Below are 15,546 nucleotides of genomic sequence, written 5' to 3' on the forward strand. Positions count from 1 at the left end.
GGACATCGCAGGGGAGGCGAAGTGTCCCGGTCCCTCGGACGCGGGCGGCCGCTCGCGGTCGTGCTGTGCGTGCTCGCCCTGCTGCTGCTCGGTCCGAGCGCGCCCGGCGGGACGCTCGTCGCCCGGCCCGCGCTGCCGCCGGGCGCGCCCACGGCCGTCGTCGAGGGCCGGGTCATGACGTGGAACCTGTGCAATCCCTGCGGCGGCCCTGAACTCGCCGTCGGCCGGGCCGCGCACATCGCCGCGTACGCGCCGCAGGTCATCGGCTTCCAGGAGGCGTGCGCGCGGGACGTCGAGCGGATCCGCGCCCATCTGGAGCGCCTGTACGGGCTGCGCTACCACGTGGCGTACGGGCCGGTGCTGCGCAACTGGGGGCGCTGCGGCGGGCTGCCGTGGCGGGCGGGCGGCTTCGGGCAGGCGATCCTGTCGGCTCAGCCGATGACGCGGCGCGGGAGCGTGGAGTACCCGGACGGCGGCTCCGAGGACCGCGGCTATCTGGCCGTCACCACCGAGGTGGGCGGCCGGCGGGTCCGCGTCTTCGACACGCATCTCGCCCAGCGCAGCCAGGCGCCGGTCCGGGCGGGCCAGGTCCGTTTCCTCGCGGCGGCCGTCTCGCGGTACGCGCACGCGATCGTGCTCGGCGACTTCAACGCCGTGCCCGGCTCGTCCGAGCTGCGCCCCATGTGGAAGGTGGCCCGGAACGCCGCGCCCGAGTGCGGCCCCTCCCCCACGACGGACTGTGCCACCACGACGGACTGGCACAGCACCTTCGACTACGTCTTCCTGCGCGGGATCGCGGCGCGCGGGCACGGGGTCCATCCGAGCCGGTACTCGGACCACGACGCCGTCCACGCCGACCTCGGGCCGGCTTTACGGACGGCGCCCGGCTCAGTCCGCGGTGCGGAAGGCGACCCGGCCTCCTGACAGGGCCGCGCTCCCCCGCTCCGCGTCGGCCGCGGTGAACGTCAGGGCGCGCGGGCCGTCCGTCCGGCACTCCGCGATCAGCCGGTCGCCGGGGAACACCGGAGCCGAGAAGCGGGCCTCCAGGGTCTCCAGGTCGGCGGGGTGGGCGCCCAGGGTGCGGGCGAGCGGCAGCGTCGTCGCGGCGAGCGTGCACAGGCCGTGCAGGAACGGACGGGGCATGCCGGCGGCGCGGGCGGCCGCTGGGTCGATGTGCATGGCGTGCCGGTCGCCCAGCAGGCGGTAGAGCGCGGCCTGTTCGGCGTGCGTGGGCACGGTGACGCGGTGGTCGGGCGCGGTGCCGGACGGGCGCGGCACGGAGGGGCCGCGCTCGCCGCCGAAGCCTCCGCGCCCCGGGGCGAACAGGGACCAGGTCGCCACGAAGAACTCGCTCTCCACCTCGACCTCGTAGACGGCGGCGGCGCCCTTGTCCCACACCTCCGACACCCGTGCCGACATGGTGAGTTCGCCGCTGCGCGGCAGGGGGCGGCGCACGGTGAGGCGCTGCGCCCCGTGGACGGCGGTGGTCACGTCGAACGCGCCCGCCGAGCCGAGGGCGTCCGGCGCCCACTGGGCGAGGGTGAGCGCGAAGGTGGGAAGGACCTGCAGCCGGTCCTCGTGGACGAGGTCGAGCTCGTCGGCGCGGGCGCCGACGGCGAGCGCGTAGAGGATCGCGTCGCGTTCGGCGTAGGCGACGGTGCGGGTGCCGAGGGCGTGGCCGCGCCAGTCGGCGCCGGTCAGTTCGGACACGGGTGCGTTCATCGGTCGACTCCCAGGACGAGACCGCTGGTGGGGACGCCGGTGCCGGCCGTGACGAGCACGTGGCCGACGCCGTCGGGTTGGTTGCAGGAGGTGCCGCGCACGAGGCGGACCCCCTCGGCGATGCCGTTCATGCCGTGCAGATAGGCCTCGCCGAGCTGGCCGCCGTGCGTGTTGACGGGCAGCCGGCCACCGAGTTCGAGATGGCCGTCGGCGATGAAGTCCTTGGCCTCGCCGGTGCCGCAGAAGCCGAGCTCCTCCAGTTGCGGCAGGACCAGCGGGGTGAAGTGGTCGTAGAGGATCGCGGCGTCGACCTCGTCGGGGCTAAGCCCGCTCTGCGCGTACAACTGCCGGGCGACCAGGCCCATTTCGGGGATGCCGCTGATCTCGGGGCGGTAGTAGCTGGTCATCATGTGCTGGTCGTCGCCGAGGCCCTGCGCGGCGGCGCGGATCACGGCCGGGGGGTGCGGCAGGTCGCGGGCGCGTTCGGCGGAGACGATGACGAGGGCCTGGCCGCCGTCGGTCTCCTGGCAGCAGTCGAGCAGCCGCAGCGGTTCGGCGATCCAGCGGGAGGCCTGGTGGTCGGCGAGCGTGATGGGCCGCTCGTAGTACCAGGCGGCGGGGTTGGTCGCGGCGTGCTTGCGGTCGACGACGGCGACGCGGCCGAAGTCCTCGCTGGTGGCCCCGTACTCGTGCAGGTAGCGGCGGGCGAACAGGGCGACCCACTGGGCGGGCGTGTTGAGCCCGAAGGGGGTCATCCACGCGTACGCGGCACGGTCGGCGCTGGTGTCCATGACGCGGTCGGCCTGGCCGAGCCCGTACCGCTCGCCGGAGCGCTCGTTGAACGCCCGGTAGCAGACGACGACTTCGGCGGCGCCGGTGGCTACGGCCATGGCGGCCTGCTGCACGGTGCCGCAGCCGGCGCCGCCGCCGTAGCCGATGCGTGAGAAGAAGGTGACCTCGCCCATGCCGGTGTTGCGGGCGACGTGGATCTCGGAGTTGGTCTCGGCGGTGAAGGTGACGAGGCCGTCGACGTCGGCGGGGGTGAGTCCGGCGTCGGCGAGCGCGGCGAGCACCGCCTCGCAGGCGAGCCGGAGTTCGCTGCGTCCGGAGGCCTTGGAGAACTCGGTGGCGCCGATCCCGGCGATCGCCGCGCGGCCCGACAGCGGGCTCGCGCCGGTCACCGCGGGGCTCCGGCCGGGAGGGACAGGGCGATGGTGCCGGTGACGTGGGCGCCGAGGCTGTTGGTGCCGCGCACCGCGATCTCCACGCGCCGGTCCGCGTCCGTCTTGGTGACGACGGTTCCGGTCAGCACCATCGTGTCGCCGGGGTGGTTGGGGGCGCCGAGGCGGATGCGGAGGGCGCGGACGACGGCGCCCGGTCCGGCCCAGCCGGTTGCGTACCGGTCGACGAGGCCGTTCGTGGTGAGGATGTTCATGAAGATGTCCTTCGAACCGCGCGCGCGGGCGAGTTCGGGGTCGTGGTGCACGTCCTGGTAGTCGCGGCTCGCCAGCGCGGTGGCGACGATCAGGCTCCGGGTGACGGGGATCTCCAGCGGCGGCAGTGCCTCGCCGACCGTCACGTCGTCGTACGTCCGGGTGGGGGCGGCCGGGGCGGTCACGCGGGCACCTCCTGCGCGGCGAGGAGGTCGCCGAGCCGGGCGAGGCCCGCGCCGGGGCCGCCGAGGGTGGTGGAGAGCTGCCGGCCCCACAGGAAGTGCCGGTGGACCGGGTAGTCGGTGTCGACGCCGAGGCCGCCGTGCACGTGCTGGACCCGGTGCACGACGTTCGCGCCGCCGTCCCCGGCCCACCACTTGGCGACGAGCACGGCCTGCTCGGCGCCTTCCCCGTCCGCGAGCGCGGTGACCGCCTGCCACAGGGTCACGCGCATCGCCTCGATGTCGATGAGGCAGTCGGCGAGCTGGTGCCGGACGGCCTGGAACGTGGCCAGGGGGCGGCCGAACTGCTCGCGCGCCGCGAGGTACGTGGCGGCGTGTGCCAACGCGCCCTGCGCGACACCGAGTTGGAGTGCGGCGAGCGCGACGGACGCCTGGTCCACGAGCCGCTCCACGACGCCGTCGCCGGGTGTTCCGACGGCCCGGGCGCGGGCGCCGGCGAGGTCGAGGTGGGCGCTCAGGTCGTGGGTGGTGGTCTCGGCGGGCGTCCAGGTCACGCCGGGCGCGTCGGCGGCGAGCAGGAACAGGCCCGGTCCGGCGTCGGTGGCGGCGCTCACCAGGACGTGCCCGGCGCCGGCCGGTGAGGGGACGACGGCCTTGGACCCGTCGAGCCGCCAGCCGTCCTCGTCGGGGCGGGCCGTCGTCGTCCGGGGGTCGCGCGGGTCGGCGGGCCCGAACTCCTCCAGGGCCAGCGTGACTCGGGTGCTGCCGTCGGCGAGGGAGGACAGCGGCGGACAGCCGCCGTGGGCGGCCAGGGTCAGGGCGCCGAGGACGACGGGCCACAGCGGGACGGGCGCGACGCGGCGGCCCTGCTCCTCCAGGAGCACGCAGAGCGCGGGCAGGCCGAGGCCCGCGCCGCCGGCCGCCTCGGGCAGCGGGGCGGCGAGCAGGCCGGACGCGGCGAGGGTCCGCCAGAGCTCCTCGTCGGTGCGGGTTTCGGAGGTCTCGACGGCGCGCAGCCGGTCCGGGGTCGCCCGGTCGTCGAAGATCTCACGGGCGAGGTCCCGCAGGGCTTCGAGTTCTTCTCCCAGGGAGAAATCCATCAGCGGGCCTCCGTCGTGGCGGGCCGGAACACCGGCAGGGACAGGTCGGGGTCGGCGTCGAGCCAGTCGAGGACGACGGGCAGGTCGATCTCGACGTCCTCGGGGGCGATGCCGGTGAGGTTGGTGATCAGCCGGGTTCCCTCGTCGAGTTCGACGAGGGCGACGACCAGCGGGTACTGGAACGCCGGGTGCCGCGGGTGGTGGTTGACGGCGAAGCTGTGGACGCGGCCGCGGCCCGAGGCCTGCACGGTGTCCCAGTCCAGGGAGCCGCAGTGCGGGCAGCACGGGCCGGGCGGATGCCGCAGCACCTTGCAGTCGGCGCAGCGCTGGACGAGCAGCCGGTGATCCTTGGCTGCCTCGAACCAGAAGGCGTTGTCGCGGTTGACCGCCGGACGCGGGCGCAGGGCGCGGGGCGGGCGGGCCGTGCCGGGGGCGGCGGGGCGGAAGCGCAGGGTGCGCCAGCGCTGGGTGGCGACGACCTCGCCGTGCCCGTCGCGGTACGTCCTGAGGGTCGTGACGAAGCGGCCCGCGCCGAGGCCGGTCCGCTTCTCCTCGGAGATCGACTCGACGACCTCGGCGACGGACACCTCGTCACCGGGCACGAGTTCGCGGACGAACTCCAGCTCGGAGTCGGTCGCCACGACGGAGGTGTAGCCGCCCTCGTCGAGCAGGTCGGCGAGCGCGTCGGCCCCGCTGCGCCCGGGTCGCGGCGCGACCGTCGCCGTGTACCCGCGCATCGTCCAGGCCTGCACCATCGGGGCGGGGGCGACGACACCGTCCCGGCCGGTGGCGCGGGCGGCTGCCGCGTCGGTGTAGACGGGGTTGGTGTCGCCCATGGCCTCGGCCCAGTGCCGGATCATCGGCTGGTTCACGGGGTCCTGGCCGGGCGCGGGATCGCTGAGGACGCGTCCGGTGAAGGCCTGGAGGCGGGCCTCGTACGCGCTGTCCGGCTCGGTGCTCATGCGGTGCGCCTCTCGCGGGGCAGGCCGAGGCCCTGGGTGGCGGCCATGTCGCGCAGGACCTCGTTGACGCCGCCGCCGAAGGTGTTGACGATGCTCTGCCGGGACAGCTGCTCGACCTGCCCGGCGAGCACGGCGCCCGGTGACTCGGGGCGGATCCGTCCGGCCGCGCCGAGGATCTGGCTCAGGGACCGCTGGACGTCGATGTGGGTCTCGGTGCCGTACGCCTTGGCGAGGCCCGCGTCGGCGCCGGTGAGGGCGCCGCGCGAGACGGCGTCGGTCATCTTCCAGTTCATCAGGCGCATCGCTTCGAGACGGGCGTGCGTGCGGGCGAACTCCTGGCGGACCCAGGGCAGTTCGGCCGTGCCGTTGCCCTTGGCCCAGTCGAGGACCTGCTGCCACAGCTGGAGGGTGCGGCCGCCGAGCGCGGCGAGGCCGATGCGTTCGTGGTTGAGCTGGGCGGTCATCAGGCGCCAGCCGTCGTGCACCGCGCCGACGACGGAGTCGGCCGGGACGCGGACGCCGCTGTAGTAGGTGGCGGTGACGGTCATGCCGCCGACGGTCCGGATCGGGCTCCAAGAGAAGCCCTCGGCGTCGGTGGGCACGATGAGCACGGAGATGCCGCGGTGCCGGGGCGCGTCCGGGTCGGTGCGGGCGGCGAGCCAGATGTGGTCGGCGGTGTTGGCGCCGCTGGTGAAGATCTTGGCGCCGTCCACGACGAAGTCGTCGCCGTCGCGGACGGCCCGGGTGGTGAGGGAGGCGAGGTCGGTGCCCGCGCCGGGCTCGGTGTAGCCGATGGCGAAGACGGTCTCGCCGGCGAGGATCCCGGGCAGGAACCGCTTCTTCTGCTCCTCGGTGCCGTACTCCATGAGCGTCGGGCCGACGGTGTTCACGGTGACGAACGGGAAGGGCAGCCCGGCCCGCTGGACCTCGTCGAAGAACACGTACTGGTCCTCGGCGGAGCGGCCCTGGCCGCCGTACTCGACGGGCCAGCCGATGCCGAGCCAGCCGTCGGCGCCGAGCCGGGCCACGACCTCGCGGAACCGGCCGCCGCCCACGCCCTCCTCGCCGGCCCTGCGCCGCTCGTCCTCGGGCAGCAGGGCCGCGAAGTACGCCCGCAGTTCCCGGCGCAGTGCGCGCTGTGCGGCGCTCTCGCGCAGGTCCATCTCGTTCTCCACTCGCGTGTCGGTTCTCGTCAGGGCAGGAAGCGGGCGCGGCCGTTGGCCAGGAACTCCTCGCGCAGCGCCGCCTTGTCCGCGTCCGTCATGAGCGCGTACGCGGGTGCGCCGCGGCCCGTCCAGCGGTAGACGGGGTCGGCGGTGCGCCAGCCCTCGGACTGCATCTCCTTCTTGCGGAGCTTGTTGGACCCGGTGGCGGGCAGGGCGTGCGAGACGCGGACGTAGCGCGGGACGCCCTTGGTGCCGAGGTCCTCCTGTCCGGCGAGGAAATCGGGCAGCTTCAGCGCTGCGAAGCCGGTGCCCTCGGGGATCTCGATCGCGGCCATGACCTGGTCGCCGCTGCGCGGGTCGGGGACGCCGAAGACGCCCGCGGCGAGTACGTCGGGGTGGCGGCGCAGGACGCGCTCGGTGAGGAGCGCGGAGGTGTTCTCCCCGTCGACGCGGATCCAGTCGCCGGAGCGTCCGGCGAAGTAGAAGTAGCCGGCCTCGTCGACGTAGCCGAGGTCACCGGTCCAGTACCAGCCGTGGTGGACGCGTTCGGCGTTGGCGGCGGGGTTCTTGTAGTAGCCCTCGAAACGGGCGGCACCCTCGGTGTCGACGATCTCGCCGATGGCCTCCTCGGGGTTGCGGACCCGGCCGTGGGCGTCGAGCAGGGCGGGCGGGCACACGGCGCGGGTCTCCGGGTCGACGATCCGCACGCCGTCGCGCGCGGGCACGCCGAGCGCGCTCGCGGGCCCTCCGGGCGCCTGCTTCAGCATGCCGGCGCCCTCGCTGGATCCGTAGCCCTCGACGAGCCGGCAGCCGAAGCGGCTCAGGAACGCCGACTTGTCCTCGGGGGACGCCTCGGTGCCGAAGGCGTGGGTGAGGGGGTTGTCGGCGTCGTCGTCGCGGGCGGGCTGCCCGAGGACGTAGGCGATCGCCTTGCCGACGTACGTGAAGAAGGTGGCGCCGAAGTGCCGTACGTCGGGCAGGAATCCGGACGCGGAGAACTTCGGGGTGAGGGCGACGGCGGCGCCCGCGGCTAGGGCCGGCGCCCACAGGGCCATCAGCGCGTTGCCGTGGAAGAGCGGCATCGGGCAGTAGCAGATGTCGTCGCGGGTCACTTCGTACTTGGCGGAGTTGGCGTGGCCGAGGCCGGCGAGGCGGCCCTGTGAGCAGATCGCCGCCTTGGAGGCGCCGGTGGTGCCGGACGTGAACAGGAGCAGCATCCGGGTCGTCGCGTCGACGGCCGGGTCGCGGGCGGGCTCGGCCGCGAGGGCGGCGACCCGGTCCGCGTACGCCGGGTCGTCGACGAGGACGAAGCGCTCGGGCGGTACGCCGACGTCGAGCCCGTCGAGCAGCGCGCGCCCGGCGCGGTCCGTCACGATGAGCCGGCAGTCGGTGTGCCGGACCTCCTGTTCGAGGTGACTGCCGCGCCGGGTCGGGTTGATGCCGACCACGGCGGCGCCGGCGAGGGCGGCGCCGCCGAGCCAGAAGAGGTACTCCGGCACGTTGTCGAGCAGGACGCCGATGTGGAAGGGCCCTTCGGCGCGCGGGGTCCGGGCGAGCGCGGCGCGGGCCGCGCTCTCCCGGACGACCTCGTCCCAGGTCCAGGTCCGCTCGCGGGTGAGCAGTCCGGGCCGGGTGTCGCCGGTGCGGGCGAGCAGCAGGTCGGCGATGGTGTCGTGGGTCACCTCTCGGTCCCCGGTTCAGATCATCGAGCGCATCGGGCCCTGCGGGGGCTCGACGCCGATGTCGGTCAGCGCGGCGGCGTGGTAGACGGAGCCGGGCACGTGGATGGCGTGCGTCAGGCCGACGTGGGCGTCGCGCCAGAACCGCTGGAGGGGGTTGTCGTTGCGCATCGCGTTGCCGCCGGAGCGGGCCACGATCTCGTCGACGGCGCGCACGGCCCGCCAGGCGGCGCTGGTCTGGATCCGGCGTCCGGCGGCGCGCCGGGCGAAGTCGACGGTCTCGCCCGCCTCGACCATGTCGTACACGCGGCAGACGTTGTCGAGCAGCGCGGAGCGGGACGCGGCGATCTCGGCGGCGGCCTCGCTGACCGCGTAGAGGACGTACGGGTCGTCGCGGACGGCGGTGCCGGTGATCTGCACGCGGTCGCGCTGGTAGGCGAGGTGGTGGGCGAGGGCGCCCTCGCAGATGCCGATGACGGAGGCGGTGATGCCGAGCGGGAACGCGGCCGAGAACGGCAGGTGGTACATCGGGTTGGTCAGGCCGCGCTCCTTGGCGAGCCGGCCGTCGATGACGTCCTGGAAGTCGATGACGCGGTACTCGGGGACGAAGGCGTCGCGGACGACGATGTCCTTGCTGCCGGTGCCGCGCAGGCCGACGACGTCCCAGGAGTCGGCGACGATCTCGTAGTCGGCGCGGGGCAGGATGGCATGCATGGCCCGCGGCGGCTGGAGCATGGCGCCGTCCTCGTCGGCGAGGAAGGCGCCGAGGAAGATCCAGTCGCAGTGGTCGGTGCCGGACGAGAACTGCCAGTGCCCGTTGAAGACGTAGCCGCCGTCGACCGGCCGCAGCAGGCCCATCGGCGCGTACGGGGAGGCGATCCAGGTGTCGGGGTCGGTGCCCCACACCTCGTCCTGCACCTTGGGGTCGGCCATGGCCATCTCCCAGGGGTGCACGCCGACGACACCGGAGACCCAGCCGGTCGCGCCGTCGCAGGAGGCGATCTTCATGATCGTCTCGGCGAACTCGCGGGGGTGCAGCTCGAGTCCGCCGTGCGTCTTCGGCTGGAGCATGCGGATGGCGCCGGTCTCGCGCAGGGCCTTGGCGGCCTGGTCGTCGAGGCGGCCGAGCGTCTCGTTGGCGGGACCGAGGGCGCTGATCTCCTCGGCGCGCTCGACGACGGCGTCCAGAACCGGATTGGGCATGGCGGATCACTACTTCCTTGCGAAAGGCGGGTGAAGGGGGGAGAGAAGGGCGCGGGGCGCCGCCGGCGGCCGGGCGGGACGGCCCGCGTTCAGGCCGTGCCGGCCACGGTCAGGCCGTGTCCTTGCGGGTCAGGAAGGCGAGGACCGCGCTCTCCCAGGCGGCCTTCTGCTCGATCATCACCCAGTGCCCGCAGTCGGGGAACACGTGGAGTTCGGCGTCCGGGATGGTGCGCATCGGCACGATCGACATGTCGACCGGGCTGACCCGGTCGTCCCGGCCCCAGGTGATGAGGGTCTTGGCCTTCAGGCGGTGGAGCACGGCCCAGTACGGGGGTTCGTCGGAGGCCGCGGCGGCGGCCGCCATGGCGGCGAACGCGGCGCTGCCGTACATGGAGCGGGCGGTGGCGAGCGCGTCGGGCGCGACGGCCAGCTGCCAGCGTTCCTCGACGAGTTCCTCGGTGACGAGGCTCTGGTCGAACACCATCGAGCGCAGCCAGCGGATCAGGCCCTCGCGGGTGGGGTCGTCGGTGAACTCGCTGAGCAGCCGGATGCCCTCGCCGGGGCCCGGGCTGTACAGGTTGCGGCCGATGCCGCCGATGGTGACCAGGCGGCGGACCCGGTCGGGGTGCTTCAGGGCGAACTGGGTGCCGACGATGCCGCCCATGGAGTTCCCGACGAGGTCGACCTGCTGGAGGCCCAGCGCGTCGAGGAACCGCTCCAGGGCCGCGGGCGCGGTCACCATGGGGTGGCCCTCGACCGGGTCGCTGACCCCGAAGCCGGGCAGCTCCAGGACCAGACAGCGGAAGTGCTCGGCGAACGCGGCGAGGTTGCCCCGGTAGTTGCGCCAGCCGGTGACGCCGGGGCCCGAGCCGTGCAGAAGGACGAGCGGCGGCCCGTCCCCGGCCTCGTGGTAACGCAACACTCCTTGTTCGGTGACGAGTTCACGCAAGGTGGACTCGTGGGTCAGCTCCGTCATGTGCCTCGCCTCCGCCGGTTCCTTCGGTCGACAGCGCGAACGGTGCCAGGGGCGGGGGCCCAGCGGTCGGGGCCGTCCCGATCAGCGGGACGGGGCGTCCGGCCGGCCGGGATTCGCGGCCCGCTCGGGGCCCGGGTACAGGTCGCAGGAGACCTGCCGGGCGGCGTCGAGGACGAGCGGGGCGACGCGGTCGAGCGGGGCCCGGACCTCGCCCGCGAGGGAGATCGCCGCCACCGGTCCCGCGGGGCCCTGCACGGGCGCCGCGACGCAGGCGATGCCGGGGAAGTAGGCGCCGTACTCGAAGGCGATGCCCTGGCGGCGCCGGATCCGGTTCAGCTCCTGGTGCAGCTTCGGCGGGACGGCTACGGAGCGGGCGGGCGGGCGTTCGCGGACGGAGTCGAGGCGGGCCTCGGCCTCCTCGGGTTCGAGGCCGGCGAGCATGGCCTTGCCGAGCGCGGTCGCGTGGGCGGGCACGCGGCCGCCGACCCAGGAGGGCACGTTCGCGGCGAACCGGCCGCCGGCCTTGTCGAGGTAGTGCACCTCCGCCTCGTCGAGCACGGCGAGGTGGACGACAAGTCCGGTGCGGATCTGCAGTTCGTGCAGGCGGCCGGCGGCGGCCGAGCGGATGTCGGCGTGGGCGCCGTCGCCGCCGAGCCCGAGGGCGCGGCGGCCGAGGCCGTAGCCGGAGCGGGTGTGATCGAGCCAGCGGAGCCGGACGAGCTGTTCGAGGATCCGGTGGGCGGTGGAGCGGGGCAGGCTGGTGCGGCGTGCCACGTCCTCCAGGGTCAGCCGGGTCGTCCGGTCGGTGAACGCGTCCATGATCAGCGTCATGCGCTCGACCATGGACGGCGGCAGCTCCCGGCGCGCGGGCGCCTGCGCCACGGGCTCGGCGTCGACAACCGTCATGAGGCCCTCCATGCGGAAAGTGCGGGGTGCGGGGCGGTGGAACGCCGGCCTGAAACGGCGTCCGTTTTCCGAGTTCTAGCAGCGGGCCAGGACCGCAGGAAGGTGCCCGCAACGCGCTTTCCCACTCAGCGGGACAGGGGCGCGGAGAGCGTCGGGTCAGGTGCGGGAGGCCCGGAGTTCGACCGCGTCGAGGAGCAGGGAGAGGGTCGTCTCGAACTGGTCGTCCTCGTCCGCCTCGGCCAAGTAGGGGGCGGCCGCGGCGAGATGGGGGTAGGTCGCGGGCGGTACGGCGAGGTACTCGCGGCGCCAGGCGAGCCGGTCGCCCTCGCGGGCCCCGCTGTCGAGTGCGGCGAACGCGGCCTCGTACGAGGAGACGGCGAGCGCCGTCTGGACCAGGGAGCGGTAGTAGCGGGCGGCCTCGCGGTCGTCGAAGCCGGCCTGGCGCAGGGCGCCGATGACGACGTCGGCGCCGCGGAACTCGGCGGTGCGGCGCGAGACGCGGGAGGCGACGAGGACGGCGACCTGGGGGTGGGCGCGGCAGGCGGCCCGGACCCGGCGGGCCAGTGACTCCAGCGTGGCCCGCCAGGTGCCGGCGGGCGCGAACCCTTCGAGAGCTTCCTCGATGAGCCGCTCGGCGAGGCCGCGCAGGATCTCGTCCTTGCCGGAGAAGTGGCGCAGCACGGCGGTGTGGTTGGCGCCGAGGTCCGCGCCGAGCCGGCGCAGGGTGAGCGCGTCGGGGCCCTCGCGCTCGACGAGGGCGAGGGCGGCGTCCAGGACGACCTGCTGGTTGAGCGACGTGCTCGGGGGGCGGCCGCGCCGTGCGCGGGGCCCGGTCCCCTCGGGCGTCCCCGGTTGCGTCATGCCGGTCATCCTAGCGACCGGGCCCGACGGCCCGTGGGGTCAGTCGCGGGCGTCGAGCCAGGTCACGAGCGAGGTCAGGGCGGCGACGGTCTCGGCGTCGAGCGCGTCGTCGTCGGCGACGGGCCAGGCGCCGGTCTTCACGATCACGACGTCGGCGGCCGGGTCGATCCACAGGTACTGGCCGTAGATGCCCCGCCCGGTGAACGCGCGGTGCGGGCCGCCGAGGGTCCACCACTGGTTCGTGTAGCCGTAGTGGCCGGGCAGGTCGGGGCCGAGGGCGCCGGCCTGGAGGTGGGGGCGCCCGGGGGTGCGGCCGCGCTCGATCCAGTCGACGGGCACGATCTGGCGTCCGTCGCGCTTGCCTCCGGCGGCGAGCAGGGCGCCGAGCCGGAGGAGGTCGCGCACCGACGCGTTGAGGGAGCCGCCGCCGAGTGCGGTGCGGGGGCGGGCCCGGGTGAGGAAGTAGTGGGCGTCGTGCTCGGCGCCCATCGGCTGCCACAGGCGCTCGGTCGCGTAGCGGGCCAGCGGGGTGCCGGTCGCCGCTTCGAGGGCCCAGCCGAGGACCTGGGTGTCGAGCGTGGAGTAGTTGAAGACCGTCCCCGGTTCGGCGGTGCGGGGCAGGGAGCGGATGACGTCGAGGACCGAGCCGCCGCCGGTGACGGCCCGCTCGAACCGGCTGATGGGGGCGTGCGGGTCCGCGTAGTCCTCGACGCCGCCGGCGCCGCTGCACATGTCGAGCAGGTCGCCGACGGTCGGCCCGTCGTACGCGGATCCGGCGAGCTCGGGCACGAGCGAGACCGCGGTGCGGTCCAGGCCGTCGAGCGCGCCCTCTTCCAGGGCGATGCCGGTGAGCAGGGAGGTCACGGACTTGGTGACGGAGAAGAGCTGGAAGCGCGCGTCGGGACCGGCGAAGCGGCCGGGGTAGGACTCGTGCACGAGCTCGCCGCGGTGCAGCACGGCGAACCCGGTGGTCCAGGTGCGCCGGTGCAGCTCGTCGAGGGTGCGGGTGCGGCCGCCGTGGGAGTAGGTGACGTCGAGCGCGAGCGGGCGGCGCGGGAGGGGGTGCGGGGTCGCGGCGCGGGTCACGGTGTCGGTCGGCATGAGCGCCGCCATGTGCGTGAACGTCCACTCGTTGACCGGCCGGGACATCGCGAGCGTCCCCTGGTTGCGCCACAGCCAGGCGGCACCCGCCGCCAGGCCCACGGCGGCGGCTCCCGCGACCGCCCGGTTCCTCTTCGTGCCGCGCATCGCGCCCGCCCCTCCGTCGCCCGCCCCGAATTATGAACCAATGGTGACACCAGTGGTCCGCTCCGGCAAGGGTTCCGGCGAGGGCTGCGTCGAGGCGTGCTGCTCCTCCCCCGCGAACTGGGTGCGGTACAGGTCCGCGTAGCGCCCCTCGACGGCGAGGAGCTCGGTGTGGGTACCGCGTTCGACGATGCGTCCGTCCTCGACGACGAGGATCTGGTCGGCGGAGCGGATCGTGGACAGGCGGTGGGCGATGACGAGGGCGGTGCGGTCCGCGAGGGCCTCGGCGAGGGCTTCCTGGACGGCGGCCTCGGAGGTGTTGTCGAGGTGGGCGGTGGCCTCGTCGAGGATGACGACGCGCTGCCGGGCCAGCAGGAGGCGGGCGATCGTCATGCGCTGGCGCTCGCCGCCGGAGAGCCGGTAGCCGCGCTCGCCGACCACGGTGTCGAGTCCGTCGGGCAGGGACGCGACGAGGGCGTCGAGCCGGGCCCGGCGCAGCACGTCGTGCAGTTCCTCCTCGGTGGCGTCCGGGCGGGCGAGCAGCAGGTTGGCCCGGACGGTGTCGTGGAAGAGGTGGCCGTCCTGGGTGACCATGCCGAGGGTGGCCCGCAGCGAGGTCGCAGTCAGGTCGCGTACGTCGACGCCGCCGATGCGGACGCTGCCGGAGTCGGTGTCGTAGAGGCGGGGCAGGAGCTGGGCGACGGTGGACTTGCCGGCGCCGGAGGAGCCGACGAGGGCGACGGTCTGGCCGGGTTCGGCGCGGAAGGAGACACCGTGCAGGACCTCGGCGCCGCCGCGGGTGTCGAGCGAGGCGACCTCTTCCAGGGAGGCGAGGGAGACCTTGTCGGCGGACGGGTAGCCGAAGCGCACCTCGTCGAACTCGACGGCCACCGGACCCTCGGGCACCGCGCGGGCGTCCGGCTTCTCGTCGATGAGCGGCTTCAGGTCAAGGACCTCGAAGACCCGCTCGAAGCTGACCAGCGCGCTCATGACCTCGACGCGGGCGCCGGCCAGGGAGGTCAGCGGGGCGTAGAGCCGGGTGAGGAGCAGGGCGAGCGAGACGACCGCGCCGGCCTGCAGGGTGCCGTCGAGCGCGAAGTACCCGCCGAGGCCGTAGACGAGCGCGAGGGCGAGGGCCGAGACGAGCGTGAGGGCGGTGATGAACGCGGACTGCGCCATGGCCGTCCGCACGCCGATGTCCCGCACCCGGCGGGCCCGCTCGGCGAACTCGGTGGACTCGTCCTCGGGGCGCCCGAAGAGCTTGATGAGGGTGGCTCCGGGGGCGGAGAACCGCTCGGTCATGCGGGTGCCCATCGCGGCGTTGTGCGCGGCGGCCTCGCGCTGGAGGCGGGCCATGCGGGAGCCCATGCGGCGGGCGGGCAGCACGAAGACGGGCAGCAGGAGCAGCGCGAGGAGGGTGATCTGCCAGGAGAGGGTGAGCATGACGGCGAGGGTCAGGAGCAGGGTGACCACGTTGCCGACGACGCCGGACAGGGTGTTGCTGAAGGCGCGCTGGGCGCCGATGACGTCGTTGTTGAGGCGGCTGACGAGCGCGCCGGTGCGGGTGCGGGTGAAGAAGGCGACGGGCATGCGCTGGACGTGGTCGAAGACGGCGGTGCGCAGGTCGAGGATGAGGCCCTCGCCGAGGTTCGCGGAGAGCCAGCGCGCGAGGAGTCCGATGCCGGCCTCGGCGAGGGCGATGACGGCGATCAGCAGGGCCAGCCGTACGACGTGCCCCTGGTCGTGGCCCTTCACGATGCTGTCGACGACATCCCCGGCGAGCACGGGGGTGGCCACGGCCAGCAGCGCGGTGACGATGCTGAGCAGGACGAACTGGGCGATGCGTCTGCGGTGCGGGCGGGCGAAGGCGGCGATCCTGCGCAGGGTCGCGCGGTCGAAGGGGCGACGGTCGGGGCCGCCGTTCTGGGCGTTCATGACGCTGTGCAGCTGCGTCCAGGCTGTGGTCTCCATGCTCATGCCGGTGACGCTACGACCTCAAGCAATGTTGAGGTCAAGGGAACGGCGCGCGTTCCCCGAACGTGCCGCGCGGCGCCCGGCGAGGCTCCCTTGACCGGCCTGCGGCCGACCCATAACTTCGCACCGGATTCACC

General features: G+C 74.1%; 14 protein-coding genes. 1 reads left to right on the plus strand and 13 read right to left on the minus strand.

The annotated features are described in order from the left end of the window. Positions 1 to 21 precede the first annotated feature (21 nt). The gene (locus tag IAG42_RS04760) at positions 22 to 924 is read left to right on the plus strand and encodes an endonuclease/exonuclease/phosphatase family protein (protein WP_223205859.1); all 903 of its coding nucleotides are present in this window, start codon (positions 22 to 24) and stop codon (positions 922 to 924) included. Here the strand turns inward: IAG42_RS04760 and IAG42_RS04765 are convergent. From IAG42_RS04765 to IAG42_RS04825, 13 genes are all read right to left on the minus strand, one after another. Then, positions 889 to 1,722, minus strand: coding sequence for a MaoC/PaaZ C-terminal domain-containing protein (locus tag IAG42_RS04765; protein WP_188335757.1), 834 nt, complete (start codon positions 1,720 to 1,722; stop codon positions 889 to 891). The genes IAG42_RS04760 and IAG42_RS04765 overlap by 36 nt on opposite strands. Further along, positions 1,719 to 2,903, minus strand: coding sequence for a lipid-transfer protein (locus IAG42_RS04770; RefSeq protein WP_188335758.1), 1,185 nt, complete (start codon positions 2,901 to 2,903; stop codon positions 1,719 to 1,721). Before IAG42_RS04770 ends, IAG42_RS04765 begins: the two co-directional genes overlap by 4 nt. Beyond that, positions 2,900 to 3,340, minus strand: coding sequence for a MaoC family dehydratase (locus IAG42_RS04775; protein ID WP_188335759.1), 441 nt, complete (start codon positions 3,338 to 3,340; stop codon positions 2,900 to 2,902). Before IAG42_RS04775 ends, IAG42_RS04770 begins: the two co-directional genes overlap by 4 nt. Then, the gene (locus IAG42_RS04780; RefSeq protein WP_188335760.1) at positions 3,337 to 4,437 is read right to left on the minus strand and encodes an acyl-CoA dehydrogenase family protein; all 1,101 of its coding nucleotides are present in this window, start codon (positions 4,435 to 4,437) and stop codon (positions 3,337 to 3,339) included. The genes IAG42_RS04775 and IAG42_RS04780 overlap by 4 nt, the downstream gene beginning before the upstream one ends. Next, the gene (locus IAG42_RS04785; protein ID WP_188335761.1) at positions 4,437 to 5,399 is read right to left on the minus strand and encodes a bifunctional MaoC family dehydratase N-terminal/OB-fold nucleic acid binding domain-containing protein; all 963 of its coding nucleotides are present in this window, start codon (positions 5,397 to 5,399) and stop codon (positions 4,437 to 4,439) included. The genes IAG42_RS04780 and IAG42_RS04785 overlap by 1 nt, the downstream gene beginning before the upstream one ends. Beyond that, positions 5,396 to 6,562: an acyl-CoA dehydrogenase family protein gene (locus tag IAG42_RS04790; RefSeq protein ID WP_188341189.1), complete on the minus strand. Its 1,167-nt coding sequence runs from the start codon at positions 6,560 to 6,562 to the stop codon at positions 5,396 to 5,398. Before IAG42_RS04790 ends, IAG42_RS04785 begins: the two co-directional genes overlap by 4 nt. Before the next feature lie 29 nt (positions 6,563 to 6,591). Further along, on the minus strand, positions 6,592 to 8,247 hold the full coding sequence (locus tag IAG42_RS04795) for an AMP-binding protein (RefSeq protein ID WP_188335762.1): 1,656 nt from the start codon (positions 8,245 to 8,247) through the stop codon (positions 6,592 to 6,594). A 15-nt stretch (positions 8,248 to 8,262) separates the two neighbouring features. Next, positions 8,263 to 9,447, minus strand: coding sequence for an acyl-CoA dehydrogenase family protein (locus IAG42_RS04800; protein ID WP_188335763.1), 1,185 nt, complete (start codon positions 9,445 to 9,447; stop codon positions 8,263 to 8,265). Positions 9,448 to 9,556: 109 nt separating this feature from the next. After that, on the minus strand, positions 9,557 to 10,423 hold the full coding sequence (locus IAG42_RS04805; protein WP_188335764.1) for an alpha/beta fold hydrolase: 867 nt from the start codon (positions 10,421 to 10,423) through the stop codon (positions 9,557 to 9,559). 81 nt (positions 10,424 to 10,504) lie between these two features. Next, a complete protein-coding gene (locus IAG42_RS04810; protein ID WP_188335765.1) occupies positions 10,505 to 11,329 on the minus strand; it encodes an IclR family transcriptional regulator in 825 nt (274 codons plus the stop codon). 156 nt (positions 11,330 to 11,485) lie between these two features. Beyond that, a complete protein-coding gene (locus tag IAG42_RS04815) occupies positions 11,486 to 12,190 on the minus strand; it encodes a TetR/AcrR family transcriptional regulator (RefSeq protein ID WP_188335766.1) in 705 nt (234 codons plus the stop codon). Between the two features lie 39 nt (positions 12,191 to 12,229). Next, positions 12,230 to 13,438, minus strand: coding sequence for a serine hydrolase domain-containing protein (locus IAG42_RS04820; RefSeq protein ID WP_188335767.1), 1,209 nt, complete (start codon positions 13,436 to 13,438; stop codon positions 12,230 to 12,232). 30 nt (positions 13,439 to 13,468) lie between these two features. Then, positions 13,469 to 15,412, minus strand: a complete 1,944-nt coding sequence (locus IAG42_RS04825) for an ABC transporter ATP-binding protein (RefSeq protein ID WP_223205860.1) — start codon at positions 15,410 to 15,412, stop codon at positions 13,469 to 13,471. Between the last annotated feature and the right edge of the window lie 134 nt (positions 15,413 to 15,546).

It is taken from the genome of Streptomyces xanthii (assembly GCF_014621695.1).
Taxonomy (GTDB): domain Bacteria; phylum Actinomycetota; class Actinomycetes; order Streptomycetales; family Streptomycetaceae; genus Streptomyces; species Streptomyces xanthii.

Excerpts from the sequence above, each read along its gene's own strand:
- IAG42_RS04765 (WP_188335757.1), bottom strand. The coding sequence starts at position 1,722 with ATGAACGCACCCGTGTCCGAACTGACCGGCGCCGACTGGCGCGGCCAC.
- IAG42_RS04780 (WP_188335760.1), bottom strand. The coding sequence starts at position 4,437 with ATGGATTTCTCCCTGGGAGAAGAACTCGAAGCCCTGCGGGACCTCGCC.
- IAG42_RS04785 (WP_188335761.1), bottom strand. The coding sequence starts at position 5,399 with ATGAGCACCGAGCCGGACAGCGCGTACGAGGCCCGCCTCCAGGCCTTC.
- IAG42_RS04790 (WP_188341189.1), bottom strand. The coding sequence starts at position 6,562 with ATGGACCTGCGCGAGAGCGCCGCACAGCGCGCACTGCGCCGGGAACTG.
- IAG42_RS04800 (WP_188335763.1), bottom strand. The coding sequence starts at position 9,447 with ATGCCCAATCCGGTTCTGGACGCCGTCGTCGAGCGCGCCGAGGAGATC.
- IAG42_RS04805 (WP_188335764.1), bottom strand. The coding sequence starts at position 10,423 with ATGACGGAGCTGACCCACGAGTCCACCTTGCGTGAACTCGTCACCGAA.
- IAG42_RS04810 (WP_188335765.1), bottom strand. The coding sequence starts at position 11,329 with ATGACGGTTGTCGACGCCGAGCCCGTGGCGCAGGCGCCCGCGCGCCGG.
- IAG42_RS04815 (WP_188335766.1), bottom strand. The coding sequence starts at position 12,190 with ATGACGCAACCGGGGACGCCCGAGGGGACCGGGCCCCGCGCACGGCGC.
- IAG42_RS04820 (WP_188335767.1), bottom strand. The coding sequence starts at position 13,438 with ATGCGCGGCACGAAGAGGAACCGGGCGGTCGCGGGAGCCGCCGCCGTG.
- IAG42_RS04825 (WP_223205860.1), bottom strand. The coding sequence starts at position 15,412 with ATGAGCATGGAGACCACAGCCTGGACGCAGCTGCACAGCGTCATGAAC.